This is a genomic window from Brevibacterium rongguiense, from assembly GCF_009857845.1.
Lineage (GTDB): Bacteria > Actinomycetota > Actinomycetes > Actinomycetales > Brevibacteriaceae > Brevibacterium > Brevibacterium rongguiense.
The window spans coordinates 13,086-39,226 of record NZ_WWEQ01000014.1; the positions used below are offsets into that span (position 1 = coordinate 13,086).

Below are 26,141 nucleotides of genomic sequence, written 5' to 3' on the forward strand. Positions count from 1 at the left end.
GGGGCCTTGCGGCGGCACCGCCGGGAGCGTGCTCAGCCTGCCGTGCTCACCCCATGAAGCCGGTGAGCGCCATCCAGGGGATCGCAACGGCGAAGAACACGATGAGCATGATGATGCCCGCGATCGCGCCCACGCGGAACCACTCGCCGGCCTTGACGTAGCCGGAGCCGAACACCACGCCGGCGGGGCCGGAGGCGTAGTGGGTGAGGCCGCCGAACAGGTTCGAGGCGAAGCCCAGGCTCAGCGCAGCGAACAGCGCTGGGGCGCCCGCGGTGATCGCCGCCCCCAGGAACACCGCGTACATCGCGACGATCTGGGCGGTGTTCGAGGCGAAGAAGTAGTGGGCGAAGAAGTAGACGAGCACGAGGATCGCAAACGCCGGCACCCAGCTCAGACCGCCCACCGCGTGCGCCACCGAGTCGCCGATCCAGCCGATGACGCCCAGGGCGTTGAGCTGGTCGGCCATGCCCACGAGCACGGCGAAGAAGATGAGGGTGGACCACGCCGAGGCGTTCTTCGCCAGGTCCTTCCAGGTCAGCACCCGGGTGACGAGCAGGATCGCGATGCCGGCGAAGGCGGCCGCCGTCGCGTTGACGTGCAGCTGGGTGCCCAGGCACCACAGGACGAGCAGGAGGACGAACGTGCCCGCCATCGTCCACTCGCCGGAACTCAGCCGGCCCATGCGCGCAAGCTCGGCCCGCGCCTCGGCGGGAGCGCCCGGCGTGCTCTTCTCCGTGGGCGGGTAGATCTTCGACATCACCCACGGCATGAGCAGCAGGGTGACGAGCCCGGGCACCAGCGCGGCGAGCGCCCAGCCGCCCCAGGTGATCTCGACTCCCTGCTGGGCCGCCGCGGCCTGCGCGATGGGGTTGCCCGCCATGGCCGTGAGGAACATGGCCGCCGTGACGGCGTTGACCTGCACCTCGGTCATGCCCAAATACGAGCCCAGCTTGCGGCGCGAGGCATCGGTGTCCGGGGTGGAGCCGTGGACCTCGGCCAGCGAGCGGATGATCGGGTAGATGACGCCGCCGGCGCGGGCGGTGTTCGACGGCGTGGCCGGGGCCAGGATGAGGTCCGTGATCGTGAGCCCGTAGGACAGGCCCAGGCTGGACTTGCCCAGCCAGGAGACGAACACGAGCGCGATGCGCCGGCCCAGTCCGGTGATGAGGAAGCCGTCGGCGATGAAGAACGCCGCGACGATGAGCCACACCGCGGAGTTGCCGAAGCCGGACAGCGCCTCGTCCTTGGCGTTCATGGCCCCCGTGAGCATGGCGGCCGCCAGTCCGATGAGGCCGACGGACGCGGTGGGCAGCGGCTGGAGGATGAGGCCCAGGATCGTGGCGACGAAGATCGCGAGCATGTGCATGCCGCGCTCGTCGACTCCCGCGGGCGGCGGGATGAAGTAGATGGCCAGCGCAGCGGCGGCCATGATCGCGAACTTGACGATGAGCCCGCGCGTCTGCCGGCGGGCGGCCGCCCGCTCGTCCGGCTGGGCGGGGCCCTGCGCCGCGGGCTGCGAGCCCGGCTGCGCGGTGGGCTGTGAGGTGGGATCGGCCACGGCCGTGTCCTCCGAGTCTGCTGTCTCAGTCCGCCGGGCGAATGGGGGCGCCGCACCGCGGCTGCGAAGGTGCGGCCGGGCGGGGCGGCGGCGCCGTCGAGGGGCGCCGTGGCCAGCGCGCGCGGCGGGGGCTGCGCACTGCCGCGCTGAACTCTAGGCGCGCGATCTCCCGCGCGATACCCCCGCACGGGTGACGTGAGACGCAGCGTCTTACCGGCACCGGAGCGGTGCCGGACCGCAGTCGGGGTGCTGCGGGCCGGCGGTCCGGATCGTGCGGCCCGGGGCCGGGGTGCAGCCGGCAGCGAGGGCTGAGTGCTGTCGGCGCACGGCCCGGGGACGGCGGGCGCCTGCGCGGTCTCAGGCCTCACCGGTGTCGCCGCGGTTGGCCGCCCGCAGCTCGCAGGCGATGTCGAGGTGGCCCGCGTGGCGCGCGTACTCCTGGAGGACGTGGAGCATGATCCAGTGCAGCTGCGCCACGCTGTCCGCATCCGCGAAGCGGCCGCCGGGGGCCGCCCACTCGTCGAGCGCGTGGGCCCGCACGATCGCGCGGGAGTCGGCCCCGGCCGCGTGCAGCGCTGCCAGGAGGTCGTCGATGTCCTGATCCGGATTGACCATGGGGCCTGCGCGCACGCCGCCCTCGCGGTCGCCGAACGGATCGTCGATCTGCTCGGCGAGGAACGCCCAGCGGAACCAGCGCCGCTCCATGTGCGCAAGGTGGTTGACGAGGCCCGCGGGGGTCCACCCCGAGGGCAGCTGGGAGGCGTAGAGCTCGGAGGGCTGCAGCCCGCGCACCTTCTCCTCGACCGTCCGGCGGTAGAACTCGAAGTAGTCGAGGAGGAGTTCGCGCACGTCCTGGCTGTTTCCCGGTTCCGCGGTCATGGGGCCAGCCTCTCACGCGCGGACCCCGCATCCGGGTCTCGTGGGCCCGGGACTTGTGGGCCCCGGGTCCGCTTGGCCCGGGCGTGCCCGGGGTTGTGCACCCGGGTCTGCCCGGGTCCGGCGCGGGCCCGCGCCGGGGTCCCGGCCACGCGGCACAGGCCGGGCGGTTAGGGTGCGGGGTGCGGCGGACCCATCCGGGCAGCCGCCGCGGGCGGCCGCTGCCGCGCACACCCCACTCCACCCGAAGGGCACCCTCCATGGCATTCTCTCCGTCCACGGCGATCCTGCGCGCCATCCCCGGCGCCTCCATCCTCAATTCCGGGGTGGAGAAGTTCGCGCTCGAAGACGGCAGCGCGGCGTTCCTCCAGCAGATGGCCGCGAAGGGCTTCCCTGCGCTCGCGAAGCTCGAGCCCGCGCAGTTCGGCAAGCTGCTCGCCGCCGCCGAGGTGGCCGTCGGCGCAGCGCTGCTGGCCCCCTTCGTGCCCACGAAGCTCGCCGGGCTCGGGCTGGCGGCGTTCTCCGGCGGCATGCTCACGATGTACTTCCGCACCGAGGAATTCACGAAGGACGACGGCCTGCGCCCGGCCGGGGACGGCGTGGCCGTCTCGCACAATGTGTGGCTGGCCGCGATCGCGCTCGCCCTGCTCCTCAAGCGGGGGAAGTAGGCGGCAGGTGGCGGACCACCGCGAGGGCGCGCACCACGACGCCCACCCAGGCACCCACCCGGATGCGCACTACGCCGACGAGCGGCTGGCGCGGGTCTACGACGCCTTCGAGGGGCCCCGCGATGATCTGGACCTCTACATGTCGATCGCGCAGGCGGTGGGGGCCACCTCCGTCCTGGACGTGGGCTGCGGCACGGGTGCTTTCGCGCTGTTCGCCCAGCGGGCGGGCATGGCCGCGGCCGGTATCGATCCCGCCCAGGCCATGCTCGACGTCGCCCGCCACAAGCCCGGTGGCGAGTTCGTCGACTGGTTCTGCGCCGATTCCCTCCATCCGCCGCCGGTGAGCGCGGATTTCGCGACGATGACGGGCAACGTCGCACAGGTGTTCCTCACCGATGACGCGTGGGCGGCCACGCTCAATGCCCTCGCCCAGCGCCTCGTGCCCGGTGGCCACCTGGTCTTCGAAACCCGCAGGCCCGAGGCGCGGGCGTGGGAAGCGTGGGCGCGGGCGGAGCCGGTCGAACACCATGTGCCCGGGATCGGCCGGGTGCGGGAGACGCGGACCGACGTCGTCGCGCACCCGCCCCTCGTCTCGTTCGCCCAGGTCTACGCGTTCCCCCACGGCGAGGAGCTGCGCTCGGAGTCGACACTGCGCTTCCGCGGCCGGGATGAGAACCGGGCGGCACTGGGCGCCGCCGGATTCGATGTGCTTGAGATCCGCGATGCCCCCGACCGGCCCGGCGCCGAGGACGTCTACGTCTGCCAGAAGGTCATCCGCTGAGCGGTTGTGGGCCGGCAGACACGCGGCCCGCGGAATGGGCGGCGCCCGCGCCCGGTTGACGCAGCGGGCCGCGGACGTGCGGTCACCGCGACCGCCGGCGCACTCGCACCGGCGGGGGAGAGGAGCAGCCACGATGCGCGCAGCGTTCTACGAGAAGCCGGCCAAGGACAATTCGACCCTGCGAACCGGGCAGCGCCCCTCCCCGACGGTGGGGCCGGGCACCGTGCTCATCGAGGTGCGGGCCGCTGGGGTGAACCCGGTGGACTGGAAGGTCATGGCCGGCGGCCTGGACGGGCTCATGGACACGCGTCTGCCGGCCATTCCCGGCTGGGATGTCGCTGGTGTCGTCGTGGAGACCGGGCCCGATACCCCGGAGTTCGCCCCCGGTGACGAGGTCATGGCGTATGCGCGGAAGGAGACCGTCCACGGCGGGACGTTCGCGCAGTACGTCGCCGTGCCCGTCGAGGCGGTTGCGGCGAAGCCGGCCGCGCTGTCGTGGGAGGAGGCAGGCGGTCTGCCGCTCGCCGGGCTCACCGCCCTGCGAGTGCTGCGGTTGACCGGTGTTTACCCCGAGGGGGCCGGCAGGACCGTTCTCGTCCACGCCGCGGCGGGCGGGGTGGGCAGCATGGCCGTGCAGCTGGCGAGGGTGGCGGGCGCCCGGGTCATCGGCACGGCCTCGGAGCGCAGCTTCGACTACCTGCGCGGGCTCGGCGCCGAGCCAGTGGAGTACGGCGAGGGCCTGCGTGAACGTGTTCAGCCGCTGGCGCCGGAGGGCGTCGACGCGGTCGTGGACTTCGTGGGCGGCGTCGAGGACGTCACCCTGGCGGTGCTGCGCGAGGGCGGTGCGCACGCCTCGGTCGCGGATCCGAGTGTGCTCGCCCACGGGGGCCAGTTCGTGTGGGTGCGCCCGTCCGGGGCGGAGCTCGAGGTACTCAGCGAGCACGTGTCCGCTGGTGAGCTGCGCGTCAACGTTGCGCAGGCGTTTGGCTTGGACGAGGTGGGCGCCGCATTCGATGCCAGCCGCTCCGGTTCGACGCGAGGCAAGCTCGTCATCGTGCCCTGAGGGCACTATGGTGTGAACATGTTCAATGAACGTGTTCAGGACCGGGGTGCGCGGAGGGCTCAGACGGGGGAGGCGGTACTCGCAGCCGCGCGCGAGCTCTTCCGCGAGGGCGGCTATGCGGGCACCACCATCCGCCAGATCGCCCAGCGCGCCGGGGTGAGCGTGGGCACCGTCATGGGCGTGGGGGACAAGAGCGCGCTGCTCGTCCGCTCCTTTGAGGACTGGATCGCCGAGGTGCATGCCGAGCGCACGGCGGCAGGCGCCTCGGCGGCGGGGGACGCGGTGCGAGCAGCCGGTGGCGCAGGTGGGAAGAAGGGCGCACGGAAGCGCGCGGGAGCGAGCAGACCCCTCGCCCCGGTGGACGCGGTCATGGCGCTGTTCGCGCCGTTCATCGAGTACTTCGGCCAGGACCTGGAACTGTCGCGCGCCTATGCCGCGGTGCTCGTTGCCGGTCCTGCTCCCGGCGCCGGTGCGGGGAGCCTGGCTGCCGGAGCCGAGGCCGGAGCTGGGGCCGGAGCCGAGGCCGAGCGGCCCGCGATCTTCGGCTCGCTGGGCCGTGCGCTCCTCGGTGAGATCGTCGCCGTGCTCAAGAATGCCGGGCTCGCCCATCCCAAGCGCCGTGCGCGGGCGCTCTACTACGCGTATCTGGGCGTGCTCCTGACCGCGGCATCCGGCGCGGTCGCCTACGAGGACGTGACCGCGCGGGTGCGCGAGGCAGTCGCCGCGATTCTGGGCGGCGCGCGATGAACGGACAGAGCGCCATCCTGCTGGTGCCCGCGCTGGGCTGGCCGAGCGTGCTGCTCGCGGTCGGATTGGCCGGCGATGCGCTGGTCTCGCTGCGGCCGCCGGCCTTCGTGCGCCGCTGTTTGCACGGGGTGGGGCTGCCCCGCGACTGGTGGTGGGTACTCATCGTGGTCAAGCTTCTCGCAGCAGCGGGCCTGGTGGTAGGGCTCTGGGTGCCGGGTGTGGGTGCGGCCGCTGCACTGGGGGCCGTCGTCTACTTCTGCTGCGCGGCGACGGCCCACGTTCGAGCCCGCTTCTGCGGTCGCGAGCTGTGGCTCAACTGCCTGGGCATGCTCGGGCTGTCCGCATTCGCACTCGTGGCGGACTATCTGGTCTGAGCCGCGCCGGCCGCGGTCTCGGGAGCACCGCGGATGCCCTGTCGGTGGGGATCGCGCCGCGCCTCGAAGAGCTCGAGGCTCTGGTCGTAGTAGGCCGCGCTGCGGCCCACGCGGCGCATGCCGATGCGCTCGCACACCCGCTGGGATGCCACGTTGTCCGGGTGGGTGACCGCAACGACCCGCTCGAGGCCCGAGTTGAGTGCCGCTGTGAGGACCCGGGCGGCAGCCTCCCTTGCGTACCCGTGGCCGTTGCTGGACGCCGGCTGGCGCCAGCCGATCTCGGTGTCCTCGGGCTGGTCCGCCGTAGTCGGACTCGTGCACGCGGGCGGTTCGGAGGCGGGAATCGCCTTGAGGATGACGAGCGAGACGGGCGGCCCGCCGGGCAGGCACGCGAGCCACACGCCGCGCAATCGGTAGGCTTCGGGAGCCTGCTCCTGGGCCCTGGCCCGCTCCTCGGCCAGGCGCAGGCCGATCCAGGCCCGCGCCTCGGCAACGGAGTCCATGACGGCACCGGGGATGAAGCGGGCCAGCTGGGGGCTGCGGTGGACCTCGAGGACGAACGCGGCGTCTTCGGGGGAGAGTCTGCGCAGCGCGAGGCGCTCGGTGGCGAGCTGGGTGCCCTCGCTCATGCGGGCTTCCACGACAGCATTGCGGCCAGGGAGGTCGGCCAGTGCCGTCCAGTCGGCTTCCGCAGGCACCGTCCGCGGGGTCCGGCGAGCAGAGCCTCGGTGCTGATCATGGAGCGTCCCACGGCAGGTAGTCGATGTCACCGCGGGCCAGGCGCTCGGCCGCAGGACCCGCGATCGCGGACCATTCGCCGCCCCGCGGTCGGAACACGGCGCTGGTGTCCTCGTGTCGCCACGGGCCCTCGGGCAGCTCGACGACAGTCGTCGTCACCACGGCGTCCGCCCGTTCGGAGACGTGCTCGTGCACGCGGCCCTCTGCAGCGGCGGCCACGAGGCGGCGAAGTGTCGCAACGGACTCCGCGGCGGCGGGCAGCTCCCAGTCCGCGTCGGCCACGGTGACGTGCAGCGCGGTGCCGTCACTGCGCCAGTGGACGGCCGCCCGCTTGCCCCGCATGGGCTGGATCGTGCAGGCATCGCCGTCGAGGCTCGAGACCACCTGCGCATGTGAGCGGAAGTCCGCCTCCACCTCGGCGGCGAGACCCCGGAGGGCGGTGAGCACCGGGTCCGCACCCGTCCGGATGCGGCCTGAGGGCGGGGACTCATGGTCAGCGGGCAGCGAGCCGGCCGATGCCGCGGGGCCACCGCGGTGGGCGGGCCGGGGTGACCAGCCCGGCAGGCGCGCATCGTCGCCGACCTCCAGGCGCACGCGGAAGCCACTGTGCGCGCTCTCGCGGGCCGTGATCCGGTCGAGGTCGACGACGATGGGCGGAGCATCCGCCGCGCGCCACTGATCCGGAAACCCCGGCACGGGCTCCACGGGCTGATCGACCCCCTGGATCGCGCGGACCGTGCCGGTGACGCGGCGGTGCTCGGCTCCGTCGGGGAACTGATCGTGGAGCTCCTGGCGGAAGCGGCGCAGCCCCTCGGCTGAGCGCCGCGCAGGATCGAGTGCGCAGAGCTCCCAGGCGACGAACTCGTCCACGCGGATCTCCGCCCCGCAGCAGGCCTGAGCCCAGCCCTCGATCTCCACCGCGATGTCCATGCCACCAGCGTAGGGCGAAGCGGTGTGGCCTGCCCGTACCGCAGGCCCTGGCAGTGTCAACGGAACAGACCCGCGCCTCACCGGCAGCGCAGCACGTGACGAGCCAGACACGGCCCGCGCACATGCCTCATTGAAGGCTGAACTACGCTGGGAGGTGCCCGATCCCCACCCGGCACCCATTCGAGCCGCCCCCAGGCTCACCGGCGCTGTGGCGCCCTCTGGCCCACAAGCCCTCCAGCTCACAAGGGAGACCCCATGTCGAAGCCCGTCCTCCAGATCATCGTCGGCAGCACCCGGCCCGGCCGTGTCGGCCTGCCCGTGGCGCAGTGGTTCGAGGGCCTGGCCCGCGAATCCGGCGAGTTCGAGGTGGAGCTCGTCGACCTGGCCGAGGTCGACCTGCCGCTCATGGACGAGCCCAATCACCCGCGCATGCGCAAGTACACGAAGGACCACACGAAGCGCTGGTCGGAGACGATCGACCGCGCGGATGCCTTCGTCTTCGTCGTGCCCGAGTACAACTACGGCTTCTCCGCGGCGCTGAAGAACGCCATCGACTACCTGTGCCTCGAGTGGGCCTATAAGCCGGTGGGCCTCGTGAGCTACGGCGGCATCTCCGCCGGCACCCGCGCCGCGCAGATGATCAAGCAGGTCGTCACCACCCTGAAGATGACCCCCCTCTTCGAGGCCGTCTCCATCCCGTTCGTGCAGAAGTCGATCACCGACGGCACGTTCAGCCCCGAGGCGCCCGTCGACGAGGGCGCTCGGGCCATGCTCGCCGAGCTCGGACGCATGGAGGAGGCGCTGCGCGGCCTGCGCCGCGGCGGCGCGAAGGCCTGACCCGGGGGCCGGAGCCGGCGCGAATGGCGGGCCGGCCCCAGCTCCTCAGAGCTGTGCCGGAGCCGAGGCGCTGGCCGGGGCGGCGTCGGCCTGCGAGCCGCCGATGCTCATGGCCTGGCAGCCGGACGTGCCGATGCCCAGGATGAAGAACACGATCGACAGGATGATGCAGACCTTCCGGTTCTTCAGGTAGCCCGCCAGGGGGAGGCCCGCCTTGTCGCGGCCCGCGCCCGCCAGGTAGATGATGACGTCGATGAGCGACCAGATGCCCAGGCCGCCCAGGGTGATGAGCTTGAGGATGCCGGTGCCGATCTTGCCCAGGTAGAAGCGGTCGATGCCGAGCCAGCCCAGGAACCAGGCCAGCACCCAGGTGACGACGAAGCTCTTCGTGGACTCTCGCGTGTGCGTGTCGTATGCCATGGTCACGATGCTAACGGCCCGGTTTCGGCAACCCCAACGGGGTGCCCGCCGGGCACCGCACCGGAAATCGGGGCGGGCGCCTCGGCGGAAATCCCCGCGGAGAGCGCGTCGCCGATGCCGCGCGCCTGGCAGCTCGACGCGCCCAGTCCCACGATCACGAACACGCCCGTGAGGATGAGGCAGAGCTTGATGTTCTTGCGGTACCCGGCCAGCGGGCGGCCCTCGCGGTCCCGGCCGGCGCCCATGAGGTAGATGACGACATCCACGAGGCTCCAGATGCCCAGGCCGCCCAGGGTCACGAGCTTGAGCAGGCCGGTGCCGAGCTTTCCCAGGTAGAACCGGTCGGCGCCGAAGGTCCCCAAGAAGTAGGCGAGCAGCCACGTGACGACGAAGCTCTTGTCCGATTTCTGAGTCTGAGTCCCAAACACCATGAGCGGAGCATAGCCACGGCCGGTGAACTCTTGGCTCCCCCTGCTTCTGGCCTGTGCTCCGGCTGCCTGCGGTGTCGCTTCCGCTCCCTTCCGAGTGCCTGCGGTGCCAGGCCCGGCACCCCCGCCCCCGAGCGATGGGCCCGTACACTCGGCCCATGCACTCCTGGGGCCCGATCGCGCTCGCTCCGGTCGTCCTCGTCGCCCACACCCTGGCCCTCGCGGCCAGCTGCCCGGCACCCGTCCGCACCCGGTCCGCGGGCCCCGCATGAGCGGCAGCCAAGGTCCGCAGGCTGAGGGGAGCGGCCCGCCGGCAGACGTGCGGGGCCCGCTGCCCGGGGCCCAGGGGCGCTCGCCCCGGGTGCAGGGGCCGCTGCCCGAGGCGGATCGGCCGCTGGTGGCCCCGCGGGGACTGGCCGCCCACCGTATCCGCGCGGCCTACGACGAAGTCGCGGACACCTACGCCGATGCGCTCGTCGGCACCGCCGCCGAGCAGCCCGGGGAGCTCGCCATGATCGAGCGGTTCGCGCGCCATGCGGGGCGCGGTGCAGCCGTGCTCGACGCCGGCTGCGGAGCCGGGCGCATGCTGCCGGTGCTTGCCGGGCTGGGACTCGAGCCGCGGGGCATCGACCTCTCACCCCGGATGATCGCCCGTGCTCGTGCAGACCACCCGGGCTTCGGGACTCGGGTGGGCGATCTCACCGCCCTGCCGTATCCGGCCGGCGCCTTCGACGGCTACTTCGCGTGGTATTCGATCGTCCACGTGGCCGATTCCGCGGTGCCCGCGGTGCTGGCCGAGGCCGCGCGCGTGCTGCGCCCCGGTGGGACCGCGCTTGTTGCCTTCCAGGCCGGAACCGGCACTCGCGAGGTGGGCGCTGCCTTCCGCGCACGGGGCCACGCCGTGGAACTCCACCGCCGCCACCGTAGCGCCGCGGAGGTCGCCGCGGCGCTCAAGCGGGCGGGCTTCGCGGGCACCGCGCGCTTTGAGCGCGAACCGGTCCGGGGCACGGTCGCCGAGACGGAGGCCCAGGCGGTTGTCCTCGCGCGGCTCACAGGGCCTCGCGCAGTGTCCGCTCCAGACTCGCCGCGGGCGTCCCAGTGAGCTGCTTGATGTCGTCGCTCACGTGCTCCAGCTCGCCCTTGGCGATCGCCGTGTAGGTCGAGACCCACGCATCGAGCTGCCACTGCGGTGCCCCGCTGGCTGCGCGGGAGGCATAGGCCTCCTCGAGCGTCTCGTCCACGTAGCGCACCTCGCGGCCCTGCGCCTCGGAGAGGATGCGGGCGATCTCACCCAGCGTGAGCGCCCGCGGGCCGGTCATGTCGTAGGCGCGGCCGGCGTGCGGTGCCTCCTGGCCGGAGCCCGAGCCCAGGTGGCTGCCGATGTCGGCGAGCACGCGCGCCGCCGTGCGGGCCACGTCGTTGCGGGCCACGGCCGCGACCCGCCCGTCCCCCGCGGGCCCGCGCAGCGCACCGTCCTCGCCCACCCACAGCGGGAAGACCTCCTGGTAGAAGTTGTCGCGCAGGAAGGTGTACGCCATGCCGGCATCCCGGATGTGCGCCTCGGCGGCGGCGTGGGTGCGGGCGAACTCGAACGTGGCCGACTCGTCCGCGCCGGCGAACGAGGTGTAGACGATGTGCTGGACCCCGGCAGCGGCGGCGGCGGCGGCGAAGTCCTCCTGGGCCCGCTGCCGGTCCTCGGCCTCTGTGGCGGAGACCATGAAGAGGACGGAGACGCCGCGCAGCGCGCGCTGGACCTCGGCACCCCCGCCGAACGGGGCCTCGTAGACGGTGCTGTGCGGCAGTCGCGGTGCCCGCGAACGGTCGCGCACCAGCAGCCGCTGCGGCCAGCCGGCCATGTTCAGCAGGCGCGACACGCGTCCGCCCAGTGCGCCGGTGGCGCCCGTGACCGCGATGAGCGGCTCCCGGTCGGTGGTGCTCCCGTGCATCGCCATGATGCCTCCTTCGTGTGCAGCGCGCGCCGCGGGCACTGGCCGCGTGGCCGTGCCGCGGTCGCGCTGAGGCGACACTACCCCTCGCGGTTTGGCAGTGTCACTGTGGGCGACCTCAGATGACGGGCCCGCGGCGGCGTCGTGCGCCCGGTCCCTAGGGTGGGGGACATGAGTGCGATTGCGATCGTCGGCGGTGGGCCGCGCGGCATCTCCCTGGTCGAGCGGCTCGGCGCGGTGCTGGGCGCCAGCGGCGAGCCCGCGCCCGGTGAGCGCCTCGACCTGCACCTCATCGACGAGCACGAGCCGGGCGCGGGGGATGTGTGGCGCACCGGCCAGACGCGCCTGCTGTGCATGAACACGCTCGCCCACGCCGTCACGCTCTTCACCGAGCCCGGCGCCTCCGTCCGGGGCCCGGTGCGCGAGGGGCCCACGCTCTACGAGTGGATGCTCCTGGTCCTCGATGCCGCCGGCCGCTCACTGGAGCCACGGGCCGCAGCCGGCCTGGGCGATCCGCTGGCGGCCATCCCCGCCGCCCACCGCGCGCCGTTCGAGGCCCACCCGCCCCGTCTGGAGCCGCTCGAGCCGTTCCTTGCGGAGATGGCCGCCGCGCGCCCCGAATCCAATCCCAGCCGCGCCCTCTACGGCGCGTACCTGGGCTGGGTGCTGGACCTCGTGCGGGCCTGGCTGCCGGAGCGCGCACACCTGCACGTCCACCGGGCCCGCGCGGCGCACGTGGGCGAGGGCGGCGGCGTCGAGCTGCACCCCGCGCAGCCGGCCGCGCACCGGCCCCACGCTCCCGGCGATGCCGCGCACACGATCGCAGCCGATGCCGTCGTCCTCACCGGCGGCTGGCTCGCCCACGCTCCCACCCCCGCCGAGGCGCGCCTCGCCTCGGCCGTGCGGGCCGCGGGCGGCTCGGTGGCGGGCAGTCCCGTTGCGGGCGGTGCGGCAGCGGGCGGTTCGCCTGCTGGAGATGCGATGGCGGGTGGGGTGCCTGCTGGAGGTGCGCCGGCGGACGGGGCGCCGGCGGACGGGGCGCCTGCTGGAGCTTCGCTTGTCGAAGGTGCGCTCACGGGCGGATCGGCGATCGGCGATACGGCGGTGCGTGCGCCGCTGCGTTCGGAGGTGTCCGCGCCCCGAGCGGCTCCCGCTCCGGGCGCACCGCTGTGGGTGGCTCCCGGCAATCCGCTTGCCCAGGACCTCTCGGGCATCGCAGCGGGTGAGAATGTCCTGGTGAGGGGCCTGGGAATGGGTTTCTTCGACGCGCTGATCCTCCTCACCGCCGGACGCGGGGGGACCTTCGAGGAGGACCCGCGGCGCGCCGGGCGCCTGCGCTACCGCGCCTCCGGGCGCGAACCCCACCTGGTGGTCGCCTCGCATCGCGGCTACCCCTACCTGCCGAAGTCCGAATACGGCGGTCTGCCGCCCGCCGCCCACCTGCCGCGCGCCCGGGCGACCGCCGCGGAGCTGCGGGCGCGCCCGGCGGCCGAGCGGATCGAGTTCGACCGCGAGCTGTGGCCGGCGATCGTCCGCGACGCCTTCGAGGCCCACGCGCTCACGATCCTCGCTTCCGCCGGCACCGGCTCCCCGGACGCCGGTACCCCGGAGGCCGACTCTTCGAGCCACGGCTCCCCGGACGCCGGTACCCCGGAGGCCGGCTCTTCGAGCCACGGCTTCCCGGGCGGCGGTGCCCCGGACGCTGGTTCTTCGAGCGACGCATCCCCGGACGCCGGTACCGGTTCCGCTCATGCCGACGACCGCGCCTCCGATGCTGACACTGATACCGGCCCCACCGGCCCCACCGGCCCCACCGGCCCCACCGGCCCCACCGGCCCCACCGGCCCCACCGGCACCGCAGCTACCGCTGATACTGCAGCCCTCACCGCCGCGAGCACCGCCGCGGCGGTCACCGCCGCTCTCGACGCGGCCCCGCTCGAGCCCGCACAGTCCGTCGAGGAGCAGTTCGCCCGCGCCCGCACGGCACTGACCGGGCTCCTGGATCCCGCCGACGCATTCCACCCCGAGCGGTATGCGCTGCCCGTCGCCCCGGACGGTGCGCCCCTGCCCGATGCCGCGGCGCTCACGGCGTGGGCCGCCCCGCGCCTCGCCGCCGACCTCGCCGCAGCGCGCGCCGCGGCGGCGAGCCCGGAGAAGAACGGCCTGTGGTCGTTCAGCGCCGCCCGGCGCCTGGCGACCCTGCTGGGCAGCCGCGACCGCTTCACCGCCGAATCGCGCTCCGGGCACCTGCGCACGCTCCAGTCGCTCGGCCAGATGGTGGGCTCGGGCCCGCCCGCCTTCCGCACCCGGGAGCTGCTCGCGCTCATCGAGGCGGGTGTGGTGGAGCTTGCCGGAGCGCACCCCCGCGTGGAGGGGCCGCACGCAGGCGACGGCTTCGTCCTGCACACCTCGACCGTGCGGGCACCCGTGCGCGGGCGCGTGCTCCTCGATGCGTGGATGCACGCGCCCGACCTGCGCTTCACCGCCGACCCGCTGGTGGGCGAGCTGCTGGCCGCCGGCCGCCTGCGCCCCTATGCCCACCACGCGGCCGACGGCACCGCGGTGGACTCCCGCGCGCCGGACGTGGAGCTCTCCAGCAACCGGGCCATCCGCGCCGACGGCACGCCCGATCCGGTGCTCTTCCTCATGGGCCTGCCGCTCGAGGACGTCTTCGGGGACACGACGATCAGCCCCATGCCGGGCTCGGATCCCTCGATGCTGCGCGAGACCGACCGCGTGGCCCGCGCCCTCGCCGCCGCTGTGGGCTGAGGCACTGACGCAGGCACTGAGCTCAGATTCTGGCCTGAGGCCCGGCTGAGGTCAGGGTCGAGTTCGTGATGTCTGTCACGAATGTCCGAATGGTGTCCCGAGCCTCGCCTGCCGTCCGAGGCCGGGACTACGATGAGGTGAGGCTCACCACGCGGCGGACCTCCGGGACCGCCGCGCGTGCAGCCCCGACCGTACGTGAATCCCGCTGTTCGCCGGCGATCCACGCCAGCCGCACAGCCAGGAGGAGACGCCCGTGGTCGCGACGTTCGTCATCGGCCTGCGCGAAGGCCTCGAGGCCGCCCTCATCGTCGGCATCATCGCGGCCTTCCTCAAGCGTTGCGGCCAGTCGCTGCGGCCCATGTGGCTGGGCGTCATCCTCGCGATCATCATCTCGATCCTCGTCGGCGTCGCCCTCGAACTCGTCCAGCAGGCCCTTCCCCAGCGCCAGCAGGAGGGGATGGAGACCGTCATCGGCGCGATCGCCGTGGTCTTCGTCACCGGCATGGTGCTGTGGATGCGCGATCACGCCCGCAACCTCAAGGGAGACCTGGAGGGGCAGGCCGACGACGCCCTGGCCACCGGCACCGCGCGCGCCATGGCGATCATGGCGTTCCTCGCGGTCCTCAAGGAGGGCTTCGAGTCCGCCGTCTTCCTCCTCGCCACGTTCCAGGCATCGTCGTCCGTGGGCGCCGCGGCGCTCGGCGCGGTGCTCGGCATCCTCGTCTCCGTGGGGATCGGCTACGGCATCTACACCGGCGGCGTGCGCATCAACCTGGGGAAGTTCTTCCAGATCACCGGGCCGTTCCTCGTGCTCGTCGCCGCCGGGCTCGTCATCTCCGGCCTGCGCACCGCCCACGAGGCGGGCTGGATCCTCATCGGCCAGCAGCGCACCCTCGACCTGTCGTGGCTCGCGCCCAACGGCACGATCCGCGCCGCCCTCATCACCGGCGTCCTCGGCATCCCCGCGGACCCGCGGCTCATCGAGGTGCTGGGCTGGCTCGCCTACTTCGTCCCGATGATGATCATCGTGCTGCTGCCCGCCCGTCTGCGCCCCACGGGCGCGGCCCGGGTGCGCGCCCTGGCGGGCGGCGCAGTCGCACTGGCCGCGGCGGCCCTCGCGCTCGCCCTCTTCGTGCCGCTGCCCGCTCTCCAGGCGCCCGAGGCGCAGGCGCGCACCGCGGGCGGGGAGACCCTCGCGTTCGCCCAGCGCGACGACGGCTCTGCCACGCTGAGCGTCACCGACGCGAGCGGCAAGACCGCCGAATACGGATTCGCCGCGGAGGACGGCCAGCCGACCGGCGCCTCGGGCACCCTCCAGTGGCGCACGGAGAAGAAGGAGCCGGCGGCGAAGCAGACCATCACACTCGCCCAGCTCGCCGAGCTCAACGGCGGCCGCCTGCCCGTCGGCATCAACGTCGACCGTCAGCCTGGACCGTTCGCCGCGACCGTGGACGCCACCGACGCCATCGACGCCACAACGTACGAGGGCGGCCTGCTGGGCGGCGGCGTGACCCGCACGGGGACCGCCGCGCTCAGCGGCGGCGGCCTGAGCTCACCGCGCACCGTCAGCCTGTCCGGCGGCGGCGCCTCGATCGACCAGGACACTGCGAAGGCTGCCCAGCAGCAGCTCCAGCAGACCCAGCAGGCACGCGCCGAACGTCTTCTGTGGAAGATGTGGCTGCCGATTGCGGCGGGCCTGACCGCAATCGCCCTGGCAGTCCAGGCGCAGCTTGCCCACCGCAGGCTGACCACCCCCACCGAACCGGCGCAGCCGGCCCACCGCAAGGAGACACCATGAAGACCAGGACCATCGCGCGCGGCCTGTCCGCCGCCTCGATCGCGGCCATCGCGCTGACCGCCGCCGGCTGCGGCAGCGGCTCCAGCGACAGCTCGGACTCGAGCTCCGACGGCGGGACCACCGAGGTCAACGTCTCGCTGGAGAACAAGGACGGCAAGGACACCTGCTCGATCGACAAGACCGAGGCCAACGGCGGCCCCGTGAAGTTCAATGTGGAGAACAAGTCCGCCTCCGGCATCACCGAGGTCGAGCTGCTCCAGGACCAGCGGATCCTGGGCGAGAAGGAGAACCTGGCCCCCGGCCTGGCCCCCGTGTCGTTCACCGTCACGCTCTCCGGCGGGGACTACCAGGTCTACTGCCCTGGCGCGGAGACGGAGATGCAGGACTTCAAGGTCACCGGCGATGCCGCCAAGCCCACCGGCGACACGCAGGAGCTGCTGCAGCAGGGCGCCGACCAGTACGCGGACTTCGTCAAGGACCAGGTCGGCCAGATGAACGACGCCGTGAAGAAGCTCCAGGAAGCCGTGGACAAGGGCGACGTCGAGGCCGCGAAGAAGGCCTACGCGGATGCCCGCCCGTTCTACGAGAAGGTCGAGTCCGACGTCGACAGCTTCCTGCTGCCCGGTGGCTCTCCCGACGACAACGCCACGAACCTCGACTACCTCATCGACATGCGCCAGTCGAACATCGACAAGAAGGTGGGCTGGCACGGCTTCCACGCCATCGAGCGCGACCTGTGGCAGGGCAAGAAGATCGACGACGGCACCAAGAAGTACGCGAAGGAGCTCACGGACAACGTGGGCAAGCTCAACGAGCAGGTCCAGGATCTGAAGTTCAAGCCCGAGGACCTCGCCAACGGCGCCGCCGGCCTGCTCGAAGAGGTTCAGTCGGAGAAGATCACCGGTGAGGAGGAGGCCTACAGCCACCTCGACCTCGTCGACTTCGCGGCGAACGTCGAGGGCGCGCAGGATGCCTTCGCCAGCCTCAAGCCGGGCCTCGAGAAGATCGACCCGGACCTGACGAAGAAGATCTCCGGCCAGTTCGACAAGGTCCGCAAGGACCTCAACGCCTACCGCGACGCGGATGCGCTGGGCGGCTACAAGGCGTGGACGCCGGAGCTGCGCAAGAAGGACGCGAACAAGCTCTCGCAGTCCGTGCAGGGCCTGCAGGATCCGCTGTCGACGCTGGCGGAAAAGGTCGCCAAGGCCTGATGAAGCCGGATTCCGGCCCCAAGGGCATCGGCCGCCGAGGCCTCCTCGTCGGAGGCTTCGGCGGCCTTGCCGCGGGCGGGCTCGTCAGCGGCCTGTCCGTCGACGCCGCCCACCGGGAGCGCGAGGCGAGCGCCGGCTCGAAGATCGCGCAGTCGCACTACGAGTTCTACGACCAGCCCCACCCCGTGGGGGTCTCCACGATTCCCCAGCAGTACTCCGTATTCATGGCCTTCGACCTCACCCTGGCCACCGCCCAGGACCTGCAGGTGCTGCTGGCCCGCTGGTCCGCGGCCATCGACCAACTCATGCAGGGCAACTCGATCGGCCAGGTGGAGCCCGAGCACGAGCAGAGCGTCGCAACGGACACCGGCGAGGCACTGGGCCTGGGGCCCAACAACCTCACGGTCACCGTGGGCTTCGGGCCCGGCATGTTCGACGGGCGGTTCGGACTCGCGGCGAAGCGGCCCAAGAAGCTGGCCAAGCTGCCCAAGTTCTCCTCCGACCGTCTGGACCCCGCGGTGTGCGACGGCGACATCAGCCTGCAGGCGTGCGCCGATGACCCGCAGGTGGCGTACCACGCGATCCGCGACCTCGCTCGTATGGCGCGGGGCTCCGCCACGACCAAGTGGACCGTCATGGGCTTCGGCAAGGCCTCCGCGCAGGGCGGCCAGGAGACCCCGCGCAACCTGCTGGGCTACAAGGACGGGACCCGCAACGTCTCCACCGACCCGGATCACGAGAAGTTCGTGTGGGTGGGCGACGACGATGTGGCCTGGATGAGGGGCGGGACCTATCAGATCAGCCGCAAGATCCAGATGTTCATCGAGATCTGGGACGCCGACCGCGTCTCGGATCAGAACGAGGTCTTCGGCCGGTTCAAGGTCTCCGGCGCGCCGCTGAGCGGGCACGCGGAGTTCGACACCCCGGACTTCCACGCCAAGGGCGCCGACGGCGACCCCGTCATCCCGGTGAACTCCCACGTGGCGCTGAGCGCCCCGGAGAACAACGGCGGGGTGAAGATCCTGCGCCGACCGTACAACTACACCGACGGCATCAACTCCGATGGCCAATTGGACGCCGGGCTGCACTTCCTGGCCTACGTCAACGACCCGCAGCACTTCATCACGCTCCAAGACCGGCTGGGCGCCAGCGACATGCTCAACGAGTACATCGCCCACCGTGGCTCCGCGATCTTCGCCGTGCCGCCCAACCCGGCGCGCGGCAGCTTCATCGGGCGCGAGCTGTTCGGCTAGGGGCGGTTCTGTAGGCGCTGCTCGGGGTGGCGCCGTTCGCGGGGTGGGCCGCTGTGGGGGAGTCTTCACGTGATTGCGTCGCGGCGAGCGGGTGAAGACCTTTTGAGCGCTACGGCCCGAACCCGGGCGGAAAGTCTTCCCCTGACGGGTGGGGGCTGATCAGGTGAAGAGTTCTTTTCGAGCTCCGCGTGCGAGGCGCTGCGCTGCCTCCCGCCGCACCCACGTCGCCACACCTCCCCGCCCCCCAGCGGGGAAGCGCGCAGCCACTCGTACCGCGCAGTCACTCCTGCCGCGCAGCCCGCCGGGGCCCTCGCGGACCCGGGCTGCCGTCTTCCTGGTGCTGGTAAGACCACAGTGTTCCGCCGGGGCCCTCGCGGACCCGGGCTGCCGCCGCTACGCCTGCTGGCGGTACCCGGAGAGGAAGTCGCCGAGCCGGTTGAGCGCCTCGTCGAGGACCTCGACGCTCGGCAGCGTGACGAGCCGGAAGTGGTCCGGGCGCGCCCAGTTGAACGCGCTGCCGTGGCTCACGAGGATCTTCTGCTCGCGCAGCAGGTCGAGAGCGAAGCGCTCGTCGTCGACGATGCCGAAGCGCTCCACGTCGAGCTTGGGGAACAGGTAGAGCGCGCCGTGTGCGGGTTGGCACTCGATGCCGTCGATCGCGTTGAGCTTCTCGAGCGACAGGTCCATCTGCGCCCCCAGCCTGCCGGTGGGCAGCACGAGCTCCTCGATGGACTGCCGCCCGCCCAGCGCCGCCTGGATGGCGTGCTGGCCTGGCACATTGGCGCACATGCGCATGTTCGCGAGCAGCCGGATGCCCTCGATGTAGCTGGCCGCCTGGCCCTTGGGGCCCGTGATGGCCAGCCACCCCGAGCGGTAGCCGGCGATCCGGTAGGCCTTCGACAGGCCGGAGTACGTCAGGCACAGGACCTCGTCGCCGGCGACCTGCGCCGTGTTGACCATCTCCGCACCGTGGTACGTGATCTTCTCGTAGATCTCGTCGGAGAAGACGATGAGCCCGTGCTCGCGGGCGATGCGCACGATGCCCTCGAGCACCTCGCGGGGGTAGACGGCGCCGGTGGGGTTGTTCGGATTGATCACGACGATGCCCCGAGTGCGGTCGGTGATCTTCGCGGCGATGTCGTCGAGGTCCGGCAGCCAGCCGGCCTGCTCATCGCACTCGTAGTGGACGGGCGTGCCGCCGGAGAGCGTCACCGAGGCCGTCCACAGCGGGTAGTCCGGCGTGGGCACGAGGATCTCATCGCCCGGATCGCACAGCGCTGGAGGCTGAGGGTGATGAGCTCGGAGACGCCGTTGCCCAGGTAGACGTCGTCCGCGTCCAGCCCGTCGATGCCGCGTGTCTCGTAGTACTGGACGACCGCGCGGCGGGCCGAGGGGATGCCGCGGGAGTCGCTGTAGCCCTGCGCCGTGGGCAGGTGGGCGATCATGTCGACGAGGATCGAGTCCGGGCACTCGAAGCCGAACGGCGCGGGATTGCCGATGTTGAGCTTGAGGATCCGGTGGCCCTCCGCCTCCATCCGCTCGGCCTCGTCCAGGACGGGGCCGCGGATGTCGTAGAGGACGTCGGAGAGCTTCTGGGACTGGTCATAGCGGCGAGGAAGGCTGTTCACGCGCTCCACCCTACGCGCGGGCCGGGCGGCCACCGGGCAGCGCAAAGGTGTGACCTGGGGGCCTTTCGCGTCACGGGTGCGCGTCGGCCCACGGCCCGCGCACCGACGTCCGAGCATTCCCCGGGCTCGGGCTCGGGCTCGGGCTCGGGCTCGGGCTCGGGCAGGAGCACGGGTTCGGGCAGGAGCACGGGTCGGGCTTGGGTGCGGGCGGGCGCGAGGGTCGCGCGGGCCCGGTGCCGTGGCGCGGGGTGCGGGCCCGAGGCGCGGGTCGCCCCGCGGCTCGGGTGCGGAAGGAGTAAGGACACGGACCTGCACCGTCGCGCGGAAAGCGGGCCCGAAGCGCGGGTCGCCCTGCGGCCCTGGCGCAGGAAGTGCCCGGGTGCGGAAGGAGTGAGGACACGGGCGGGCACCGTCGCGCGGAACGCGGGCCCGAGGCGCGAGTCGCTCCCCGGCCCTGACGCGGACGGTGCCCGGGTGCGGACGTTGGCCCCGCTGCGGAGGGCGTGGCTGCTGTGGGGAGGGCCGACCCGAGTTGCGACCCGGGGCCTGCTGCGCGGCCGGGCCCAAGTGGCGGCGGCACGCGAGCCGCGCATGGGCGTTCACCCCAGACGCGCCTGCCCGAGGTGCGGCCCGGGGCGCGCTGCGCGGCCGGGCCCAAGTGGCGGCGCCACCCGAGCCGCGCGCGAGCGTTCGCCCGATCGGCGCGAACCAGGGGCGGGGCCGCCTGCATAGACTGGGCAGGCCATGACGAACACCGCCACGACGCTCCTTGCCCTGGACCTGCTGGGCATCGTTGCGTTCGCACTCTCCGGCAACCTGCTGGCGGCGCGCAAGAACATCGACATCACCGGCGGCCTGGTGCTGGGCGCCCTGGCGGGCCTGGGCGGGGGGATGCTGCGCGACGTCCTCCTGGGCACGCGCCCCCTGTCGCTGAGCGAGCCCGTCTACCTGATTCCGCCGCTGGTCACGACCGTCATCGTCTACTTCGTGGGCCAGCGCCTGGAGCGGGTGCGCTGGTTCATCGTCACCTTCGACGCCGCGGGCCTGGGCCTGTTCTGCATGACGGGCACCGTGCGCGCCCTGGACCTGGGGATGAACGTGCCCGCGGCTATCGTGCTGGGCCTCATGACCGCCTGCGGCGGCGGCCTTTTGCGCGATGTCGTCGCCAACGAGGTCCCCGCGCTGTTCAACGGCTCGGACCTCTACCTGCTGCCCGCCACCGCGGGCGCCGTGCTCACAGCAATGGCGGTCCGGCTGCACGCGTGGAACCTGTGGACGGCCCTGGCGATCGCGGCGTTCGTCTTCGCGTTCCGGATGGTGGCGTGGAACCTGCAGTGGCGGGTGCCCCAGCCCATGCGCGGCTGGTCCTACCGCGGCATCGACGCGAAGCTGCGGGGCACGCGCGGCGTCTTCCGGCGCCCCAAGCGCTGAGACCGGTTCGGTCGCGGGCGTGCGGTGTCGCGGGCGCGCGGTGCCGCGCCCGGTGGCCGCACCCGACGGCCGCAGGACGGAGGCCGGCCCCGGCGATCGTGGGATGGCGGAGCACCCGAGCCCCGCGCGCAGTGCCGGGAAGCCGCACACCACCGCAGCGCGGCGTCGCGCCTTCATCCCGCCAAGACATCGATGCACCCGACGGCCAGGGAAGCGCTGCGTTCCCGCTGGCCAAGCTGTGCCGAAGGGCGTTGAATGGGATCACGTCCAGGAGCGGTCCGCACCCCGGGCCGGCCCACGATCTCCACAGGCGAGGAGCGCAGATGTCCGCACCGGCATTCGACCAGATGTTCCCCCAGGGGGAGCCGAACGACGCATTCGCCCAGTACTTCACGGGGCAGAGCTATCTGGCACCGCTCACGGACGGCAGCGTGCCCGTCAGCAACGTCACGTTCGAACCTGGCTGCCGCAACAACTGGCATATCCACAACGGCAGCGCCGGCGGCGGTGACCAGATCCTCCTGTGCACCGCGGGCAGCGGTTGGTACCAGGCGCACGGCGCCGCCCCCGTGTCCCTCGAACCCGGTTCGGCGGTGCGCGTCCCCGCCGGCACGAAGCACTGGCACGGGGCGAAGGCGGGCGCCTGGTTCTCCCACCTCGCCTTCATCACGCCCGGGGAGGGCGTGAGCAATGAGTGGCTCGAGCCCGTCTCGGATGCGCAGTACGCCGCGCTGCCGGAGGCTGCCGGTCATTCACAGAACACCCGTCACCCGTACCCCACCGATCACCCGCAGCACACCGCGAATGGAGAGCGCGCATGAGCATCCTCGACGAGACCTACACCCTGGCCGATGGGTCCCCGATCCCCAAGCTCGGCCTCGGCACCTGGATGATCGACGACGACCGGGCGGCCCAGGCCGTCCGGGAGGCCATCGAGATGGGCTACCGCAATATCGACACCGCCCAGGCCTACGGCAACGAGCGCGGCGTCGGGGAGGGCGTGCGCACCTCGGGAGTGGCGCGCGAGCGGCTGTTCGTCTCCACGAAGCTCGCCGCCGAGGCCAAGGACTACGACACGGCGACCGCCGCCATCGACGAGTCGCTTGCCACCATGGGCCTCGACTACCTCGACCTCATGCTCATCCACAGCCCGCAGCCGTGGGATGACTTCCGCGGCGGCGACTACGCGCAGGGCAACCGGGAGGCCTGGCGGGCGCTCGAGGAGGCGCAGACCGCGGGGCGCATCCGCTCGATCGGCGTGTCGAACTTCCTCGAGGCTGACCTCGACAACATCCTCGCGGCGGCGACGGTGGCCCCGCAGGTCAACCAGCTGCTCGTGCACGCGGGCAATACGCCGGAGGCGCTGCTCGCCTACTGCGCCGAGCACGACATCCTCGTCGAGGCCTACTCGCCGATCGCCCACGGGGAGATCCTGGACAACGCGGACCTCGATGCGATGGCGCACCGCTACGGTGCGACCGTCCCTCAGCTGTGCATCCGCTACGACCTGCAGCTGGGCACGGTCGCACTGCCGAAGACGGCGAACCCGGAGCACATGCGCGCCAATGCGCAGGTCGACTTCGAGATCTCCGCCGAGGACATGGCGGCGCTGCGCCGCCTCGACGCGCGCGACTACGGCGAGTCGAGCGCGTTCCCGGTCTACAGCGGCCGCTGAGGCCGGCGGTTTCGGCTCGGCGCTCAGCCTTGCAGGTCCGCCGGCCGCAGCTCGAAGACGCGCGAGGTGCCGTGGTACCAGGGGTCGTCCACGACGCCCCGGTCCGCGGCGCCCAGCCGACGGGCCACCGCCGCGGACGGCTCGTTGTCGGCCCACATGTCGATGTAGAGCATGTCGAGCCCCTCGGCGAACACCTCGGCGGCGAGCAGGCGCGCGGCCGCCGTCACGTAGCCGCGGCCCTGGGCGGCCGGCCGCAGGGCCCAGCCGATGTGGTGGTCATCGTCCGAGGTGCCGTCCCTCCTGCCCAGGAGCACGATGTGGGCGGTGCCGACGACCTCGCCCGTGTCCGCATCGAGGATGCCGCGCAGCCGGTCGAAGTGCAGGCGCGCCTCGCGCTCGCGCCGTCGCTCGATGAGCGCCCGCGCCTCGTCCCGGGTCTCCATGGGATGCCAGGGCGGGTCGTCGAGCCAGCGCACGATCTCCAGGCGCGAGTGCATGTCGAAGACGGCCTCGACATGGGCCGGATCGTCCGGGTCCAGGGGCACGAGCCGCACCCGAGGCGCCCCCGGTGCGCGCTCACCCGCCGGGCGCTCACCCGCTGGGCGCTCGCCCACCGCCCGCTCCGCCTTGCCCGCGTCCGCCACTCCATATCCCCTCGTCCTTGCTTGCCCTTGCCGTTGCCCTTGCCTTTGCGCGTGACCGGGTGCCGGCCCTCCCGCCTCCTGGGCGCTCACTTCAGCAGCCGATCCATGCGGCGGTCGCTCAGCCGCCTGCCGCCGGTCTGGCAGCCCGGGCAGTACTGCAGCGAGCGCTCGGCGAAGGAGACCTCCGCGATGGCGGTGCCGCACACCGGGCACGGCTGCCCGGTGCGCCCGTGGACGCGCAGCAGCTTCTTCTTCGCCGCCTTGAGCTTGTCGAGGGGCACGCCGTCCAGGCCTGCGTGGGCGACCTCGAGCGTCTCCGCCAGGCCCGCGCAGAGCGCACCCGTGCGCTCGCCCAGCCGGTTCGCGGCGGCGAAGGGGGACAGGCGCGCGCGGTGGAGGATTTCATCGGACCACGCGTTGCCGATCCCGGCCATCCGTTCCTGGTCCGTGAGCACCGTCTTCGCCTGCGCCGAGGTGGCGCGCAGCAGCGCTTCGCACTGCCCCTCCGCGAGCTCCCCGGCCTCGGGGCCCAGCCGCGCAAGCGTCGGGAGCGAAGACGGCTCATCGCTGACCCACAGCGCGGCGGACTTCTTCGTGCCCTGCTCGGTGACGTCGAGCGCGGAGCCGTCGTCGAACGTCAGGCGCAGGGCCAGGGGCCCGCGGTGGGGCACGCGCCCGCGCGGGGCCGTGGGATGGTGGCGCAGCCAGCCGGCGGGCGCCAGGTGGAGCACGGCCGTGCGGCCCTCGAAGTCGAACAGGAGGTGCTTGCCGCGGCGGCCCACGCCGCTGAGCTCGCGGCCGATGAGGGAATCCGCCGGCGGCTGCGCGGTGCGCAGGACGCTGAAGGCCGCGATGTCCAGCCGGGTGAGGGTGCGCCCGGCCGCCAGCTCGCGCAGGCGGGCGGCCGCGGCATCGAGCTCGGGTGCCTCGGGCATCAGCGCCCCACCTCCGCCAGGGCCGCGTCGAGCTCCGTGAGGAAGCGGTCGATGTCATCGTCGTCGACGATGAGCGGCGGGCGGACCTTGAGCACGTCCCCGCCCGCTCCCGAGGCGCTGATGAGCACCCGCCGGGCGCGCAGCGCATCGACGACCGCCTGGGCGCGCTCCGCGGAGTCCAGTTGCGCTCCCGCGAACAGCCCGGCGTACCTGACCTGCGAGAACGCTCCCGTGTCCGCCATGCCCCGCGCAATGCGCTCGCCCAGCCTCGCGGCGCGCCCGGGCAGGTCCTCGCCCAGCACGGTTGCGAGGACGACCTGGGCGGCGGCGATCGAGACGGGGCTGCCGCCGAACGTGTTGAAGTAGCGCACCCGCTGGCCGAACTCGCGGCCGAGCGCCTCGCGGTGGATCACGGCGGAGATGGGCATCCCGTTGCCCATGGGCTTGCCGAGCACGGCGATATCGGGCACGTCGTCCGCACCGCCGGCCTCACCCGGCTCACCGTCCCGGGCCACAGCCCCACCGGTCACAGTCCCGCTGCCCGCGACCCCACTGGCCCCTGCGCCACTGATTCCTGCGCCGCCGGCCGCATCCCGGCTCGCTCCCGTGTGCCGCTCGAAGCCCCACATGGCGCCGGTGCGGCCGAACCCGGGTTGGACCTCGTCGGCCACCCACAGTCCGCCGCGGGCGCGCACCTGCGCCGCAGCGGCCGGCAGCGCGCCCACCGGGCCGGGCCGCACCCCGTCGGAGGAGAAGATCGAGTCGGCGAGGAGGCAGGCGGCGCCGGCACCGGACTCCTCGAGTCGGTCGGCGGCCGCGGCCACGCGCGCTGCGAAGTCCCCGGGCGCCTCGGCGGGGTCGGGCGGGTCCACCGTCACGACCTCGGGGCCCAGCGGATTGTCCGGCCCCAGGCTGGGAGAGACGGCGGCGGCCAGCGCCGTCGTGCCGTGATAGGCGTGGGCGCTCACGATGATCCCGCGCCGGCCGGTGGCGCAGCGGGCCATGCGCAGCGCCAGGTCCACGGCCTCGGACCCCGAACAGGCGAAGGTCACCCGGTCGAGTTCGGCGGGAAACGTGTCGAGCAGCGCCTCGGCGTAGTCAACCAGCCCCGCGGTGAGGTAGCGGGTGTGGGTGTTGAGCGTCGCGGCCTGGGCCGCCACGGCCCGCGCCACCCCCGGGTGGGAGTGCCCGATGGCGGGCACGTTGTTGTACATGTCGAGGAAGTCGCGGCCCTGGGCGTCGAACAGGTGCGCCCCCCGGCCGGCCACGAGCTCCACGGGCTCGGAGTAGAACAGCCGGTAGGAGGGGGAGAGCACCGCCGCGCGGCGCTCGCGCAGCGTCCCCGCCCGCGTGGGCCGGGAGGGCGCCTCCGCCCGCACAGCCTGCACCGCCCGCGTGGGCCGCGCCGTCTCGCCGAGGTCGTCCATGACC

24 protein-coding genes and 1 pseudogene are annotated in these 26,141 nt (G+C 72.7%); 14 read left to right on the top strand and 11 right to left on the bottom strand.

Going from position 1 to position 26,141, the window contains the following annotated elements:
- Positions 1-46: 46 nt before the first annotated feature.
- Both GSY69_RS04865 and GSY69_RS04870 read right to left on the bottom strand, forming a co-directional pair.
- Positions 47-1,429, bottom strand: a complete 1,383-nt coding sequence (locus tag GSY69_RS04865) for a DASS family sodium-coupled anion symporter (RefSeq protein WP_160952792.1) — start codon at positions 1,427-1,429, stop codon at positions 47-49.
- Positions 1,430-1,915: 486 nt separating this feature from the next.
- Entirely contained in the window at positions 1,916-2,437 is a 522-nt protein-coding gene (locus tag GSY69_RS04870) for a mycothiol transferase (RefSeq protein WP_160952756.1), read from the bottom strand.
- 257 nt (positions 2,438-2,694) lie between these two features.
- Between GSY69_RS04870 and GSY69_RS04875 the strand changes: the two genes are divergently transcribed.
- The 5 genes from GSY69_RS04875 (at position 2,695) to GSY69_RS04895 (ending at position 6,067) form a co-directional block, all read left to right on the top strand.
- The gene (locus GSY69_RS04875; RefSeq protein ID WP_160952757.1) at positions 2,695-3,102 is read left to right on the top strand and encodes a hypothetical protein; all 408 of its coding nucleotides are present in this window, start codon (positions 2,695-2,697) and stop codon (positions 3,100-3,102) included.
- A gap of 7 nt (positions 3,103-3,109) precedes the next feature.
- Positions 3,110-3,883, top strand: a complete 774-nt coding sequence (locus GSY69_RS04880; protein WP_268525447.1) for a class I SAM-dependent methyltransferase — start codon at positions 3,110-3,112, stop codon at positions 3,881-3,883.
- A 133-nt stretch (positions 3,884-4,016) separates the two neighbouring features.
- Complete coding sequence (locus GSY69_RS04885) at positions 4,017-4,946, top strand: NADP-dependent oxidoreductase (protein WP_160952759.1); 930 nt, start codon at positions 4,017-4,019, stop codon at positions 4,944-4,946.
- A gap of 18 nt (positions 4,947-4,964) precedes the next feature.
- The gene (locus GSY69_RS04890) at positions 4,965-5,693 is read left to right on the top strand and encodes a TetR/AcrR family transcriptional regulator (protein WP_160952760.1); all 729 of its coding nucleotides are present in this window, start codon (positions 4,965-4,967) and stop codon (positions 5,691-5,693) included.
- Positions 5,690-6,067, top strand: coding sequence for a DoxX family protein (locus tag GSY69_RS04895; RefSeq protein ID WP_160952761.1), 378 nt, complete (start codon positions 5,690-5,692; stop codon positions 6,065-6,067). The genes GSY69_RS04890 and GSY69_RS04895 overlap by 4 nt, the downstream gene beginning before the upstream one ends.
- Here the strand turns inward: GSY69_RS04895 and GSY69_RS04900 are convergent.
- On the bottom strand, positions 6,055-6,696 hold the full coding sequence (locus GSY69_RS04900; protein ID WP_160952762.1) for a GNAT family N-acetyltransferase: 642 nt from the start codon (positions 6,694-6,696) through the stop codon (positions 6,055-6,057). The two genes, GSY69_RS04895 and GSY69_RS04900, sit on opposite strands and share 13 nt — an antisense overlap.
- Positions 6,697-6,802: 106 nt before the next feature.
- Positions 6,803-7,735, bottom strand: coding sequence for a DUF6578 domain-containing protein (locus GSY69_RS04905; RefSeq protein ID WP_160952763.1), 933 nt, complete (start codon positions 7,733-7,735; stop codon positions 6,803-6,805).
- 255 nt (positions 7,736-7,990) lie between these two features.
- On the opposite strand from GSY69_RS04905, the gene GSY69_RS04910 reads away from it, so the two are divergent.
- On the top strand, positions 7,991-8,572 hold the full coding sequence (locus GSY69_RS04910; protein WP_160952764.1) for an NADPH-dependent FMN reductase: 582 nt from the start codon (positions 7,991-7,993) through the stop codon (positions 8,570-8,572).
- 45 nt (positions 8,573-8,617) lie between these two features.
- Here the strand turns inward: GSY69_RS04910 and GSY69_RS04915 are convergent, their stop codons facing one another.
- Both GSY69_RS04915 and GSY69_RS04920 read right to left on the bottom strand, forming a co-directional pair.
- Positions 8,618-8,992: a TM2 domain-containing protein gene (locus GSY69_RS04915; protein WP_160952765.1), complete on the bottom strand. Its 375-nt coding sequence runs from the start codon at positions 8,990-8,992 to the stop codon at positions 8,618-8,620.
- A 2-nt stretch (positions 8,993-8,994) separates the two neighbouring features.
- Positions 8,995-9,423, bottom strand: coding sequence for a TM2 domain-containing protein (locus tag GSY69_RS04920; RefSeq protein WP_160952766.1), 429 nt, complete (start codon positions 9,421-9,423; stop codon positions 8,995-8,997).
- Between the two features lie 394 nt (positions 9,424-9,817).
- On the opposite strand from GSY69_RS04920, the gene GSY69_RS04925 reads away from it, so the two are divergent.
- Positions 9,818-10,522 (top strand): class I SAM-dependent DNA methyltransferase, encoded by a 705-nt coding sequence (locus GSY69_RS04925; protein ID WP_328698768.1) that lies wholly within the window; start codon positions 9,818-9,820, stop codon positions 10,520-10,522.
- Here GSY69_RS04925 and GSY69_RS04930 read toward each other — a convergent pair.
- Positions 10,470-11,372 (bottom strand): SDR family oxidoreductase, encoded by a 903-nt coding sequence (locus GSY69_RS04930; protein WP_235936299.1) that lies wholly within the window; start codon positions 11,370-11,372, stop codon positions 10,470-10,472. The two genes, GSY69_RS04925 and GSY69_RS04930, sit on opposite strands and share 53 nt — an antisense overlap.
- Positions 11,373-11,537: 165 nt before the next feature.
- On the opposite strand from GSY69_RS04930, the gene GSY69_RS14905 reads away from it, so the two are divergent.
- The 4 genes from GSY69_RS14905 (at position 11,538) to GSY69_RS04955 (ending at position 18,397) form a co-directional block, all read left to right on the top strand.
- Positions 11,538-14,135, top strand: a complete 2,598-nt coding sequence (locus GSY69_RS14905) for an FAD/NAD(P)-binding protein (protein WP_202410821.1) — start codon at positions 11,538-11,540, stop codon at positions 14,133-14,135.
- Positions 14,136-14,388: 253 nt separating this feature from the next.
- The gene (gene efeU / locus GSY69_RS04945) at positions 14,389-15,933 is read left to right on the top strand and encodes an iron uptake transporter permease EfeU (protein WP_160952768.1); all 1,545 of its coding nucleotides are present in this window, start codon (positions 14,389-14,391) and stop codon (positions 15,931-15,933) included.
- Positions 15,930-17,144: an iron uptake system protein EfeO gene (gene efeO, locus GSY69_RS04950; RefSeq protein ID WP_160952769.1), complete on the top strand. Its 1,215-nt coding sequence runs from the start codon at positions 15,930-15,932 to the stop codon at positions 17,142-17,144. Before efeU ends, efeO begins: the two co-directional genes overlap by 4 nt.
- Positions 17,144-18,397: a Dyp-type peroxidase gene (locus GSY69_RS04955; RefSeq protein WP_160952770.1), complete on the top strand. Its 1,254-nt coding sequence runs from the start codon at positions 17,144-17,146 to the stop codon at positions 18,395-18,397. The genes efeO and GSY69_RS04955 overlap by 1 nt, the downstream gene beginning before the upstream one ends.
- A gap of 393 nt (positions 18,398-18,790) precedes the next feature.
- On the opposite strand, the pseudogene GSY69_RS04960 reads toward GSY69_RS04955, so the two are convergent.
- A pseudogene (locus GSY69_RS04960) lies at positions 18,791-20,025 on the bottom strand (pyridoxal phosphate-dependent aminotransferase).
- Positions 20,026-20,769: 744 nt separating this feature from the next.
- On the opposite strand from GSY69_RS04960, the gene GSY69_RS04965 reads away from it, so the two are divergent.
- The 3 genes from GSY69_RS04965 (at position 20,770) to GSY69_RS04975 (ending at position 23,131) form a co-directional block, all read left to right on the top strand.
- Positions 20,770-21,456 (top strand): trimeric intracellular cation channel family protein, encoded by a 687-nt coding sequence (locus GSY69_RS04965; RefSeq protein ID WP_160952771.1) that lies wholly within the window; start codon positions 20,770-20,772, stop codon positions 21,454-21,456.
- Positions 21,457-21,779: 323 nt separating this feature from the next.
- Positions 21,780-22,277 (top strand): cupin domain-containing protein, encoded by a 498-nt coding sequence (locus tag GSY69_RS04970; protein WP_235936300.1) that lies wholly within the window; start codon positions 21,780-21,782, stop codon positions 22,275-22,277.
- On the top strand, positions 22,274-23,131 hold the full coding sequence (locus tag GSY69_RS04975) for an aldo/keto reductase (protein ID WP_160952772.1): 858 nt from the start codon (positions 22,274-22,276) through the stop codon (positions 23,129-23,131). Before GSY69_RS04970 ends, GSY69_RS04975 begins: the two co-directional genes overlap by 4 nt.
- A gap of 23 nt (positions 23,132-23,154) precedes the next feature.
- Here the strand turns inward: GSY69_RS04975 and GSY69_RS14910 are convergent, their stop codons facing one another.
- From GSY69_RS14910 to GSY69_RS04990, 3 genes are all read right to left on the bottom strand, one after another.
- On the bottom strand, positions 23,155-23,775 hold the full coding sequence (locus tag GSY69_RS14910; RefSeq protein ID WP_160952773.1) for a GNAT family N-acetyltransferase: 621 nt from the start codon (positions 23,773-23,775) through the stop codon (positions 23,155-23,157).
- An 86-nt stretch (positions 23,776-23,861) separates the two neighbouring features.
- Entirely contained in the window at positions 23,862-24,710 is an 849-nt protein-coding gene (locus tag GSY69_RS04985; RefSeq protein WP_160952774.1) for a DNA-formamidopyrimidine glycosylase family protein, read from the bottom strand.
- Positions 24,710-26,137: an aspartate aminotransferase family protein gene (locus tag GSY69_RS04990; RefSeq protein WP_160952775.1), complete on the bottom strand. Its 1,428-nt coding sequence runs from the start codon at positions 26,135-26,137 to the stop codon at positions 24,710-24,712. The genes GSY69_RS04985 and GSY69_RS04990 overlap by 1 nt, the downstream gene beginning before the upstream one ends.
- Positions 26,138-26,141 lie beyond the last annotated feature (4 nt).

Bases quoted from the DNA above. Each gene is read 5' to 3' on its own strand.
- GSY69_RS04915 (WP_160952765.1), bottom strand. From the start codon at position 8,992: ATGGCATACGACACGCACACGCGAGAGTCCACGAAGAGCTTCGTCGTC.
- GSY69_RS04970 (WP_235936300.1), top strand. From the start codon at position 21,780: ATGTCCGCACCGGCATTCGACCAGATGTTCCCCCAGGGGGAGCCGAAC.
- GSY69_RS04905 (WP_160952763.1), bottom strand. From the start codon at position 7,735: ATGGACATCGCGGTGGAGATCGAGGGCTGGGCTCAGGCCTGCTGCGGG.
- GSY69_RS04890 (WP_160952760.1), top strand. From the start codon at position 4,965: ATGTTCAATGAACGTGTTCAGGACCGGGGTGCGCGGAGGGCTCAGACG.
- GSY69_RS04975 (WP_160952772.1), top strand. From the start codon at position 22,274: ATGAGCATCCTCGACGAGACCTACACCCTGGCCGATGGGTCCCCGATC.
- GSY69_RS04900 (WP_160952762.1), bottom strand. From the start codon at position 6,696: ATGAGCGAGGGCACCCAGCTCGCCACCGAGCGCCTCGCGCTGCGCAGA.
- GSY69_RS04990 (WP_160952775.1), bottom strand. From the start codon at position 26,137: ATGGACGACCTCGGCGAGACGGCGCGGCCCACGCGGGCGGTGCAGGCT.
- GSY69_RS04930 (WP_235936299.1), bottom strand. From the start codon at position 11,372: ATGGCGATGCACGGGAGCACCACCGACCGGGAGCCGCTCATCGCGGTC.
- GSY69_RS14905 (WP_202410821.1), top strand. From the start codon at position 11,538: ATGAGTGCGATTGCGATCGTCGGCGGTGGGCCGCGCGGCATCTCCCTG.
- GSY69_RS04920 (WP_160952766.1), bottom strand. From the start codon at position 9,423: ATGGTGTTTGGGACTCAGACTCAGAAATCGGACAAGAGCTTCGTCGTC.
- GSY69_RS04865 (WP_160952792.1), bottom strand. From the start codon at position 1,429: ATGGCCGCCGCTGCGCTGGCCATCTACTTCATCCCGCCGCCCGCGGGA.
- GSY69_RS04875 (WP_160952757.1), top strand. From the start codon at position 2,695: ATGGCATTCTCTCCGTCCACGGCGATCCTGCGCGCCATCCCCGGCGCC.
- GSY69_RS04885 (WP_160952759.1), top strand. From the start codon at position 4,017: ATGCGCGCAGCGTTCTACGAGAAGCCGGCCAAGGACAATTCGACCCTG.
- efeO (WP_160952769.1), top strand. From the start codon at position 15,930: ATGAAGACCAGGACCATCGCGCGCGGCCTGTCCGCCGCCTCGATCGCG.
- GSY69_RS04965 (WP_160952771.1), top strand. From the start codon at position 20,770: ATGACGAACACCGCCACGACGCTCCTTGCCCTGGACCTGCTGGGCATC.
- GSY69_RS04870 (WP_160952756.1), bottom strand. From the start codon at position 2,437: ATGACCGCGGAACCGGGAAACAGCCAGGACGTGCGCGAACTCCTCCTC.
- GSY69_RS04910 (WP_160952764.1), top strand. From the start codon at position 7,991: ATGTCGAAGCCCGTCCTCCAGATCATCGTCGGCAGCACCCGGCCCGGC.
- GSY69_RS04895 (WP_160952761.1), top strand. From the start codon at position 5,690: ATGAACGGACAGAGCGCCATCCTGCTGGTGCCCGCGCTGGGCTGGCCG.
- GSY69_RS04985 (WP_160952774.1), bottom strand. From the start codon at position 24,710: ATGCCCGAGGCACCCGAGCTCGATGCCGCGGCCGCCCGCCTGCGCGAG.
- GSY69_RS04955 (WP_160952770.1), top strand. From the start codon at position 17,144: ATGAAGCCGGATTCCGGCCCCAAGGGCATCGGCCGCCGAGGCCTCCTC.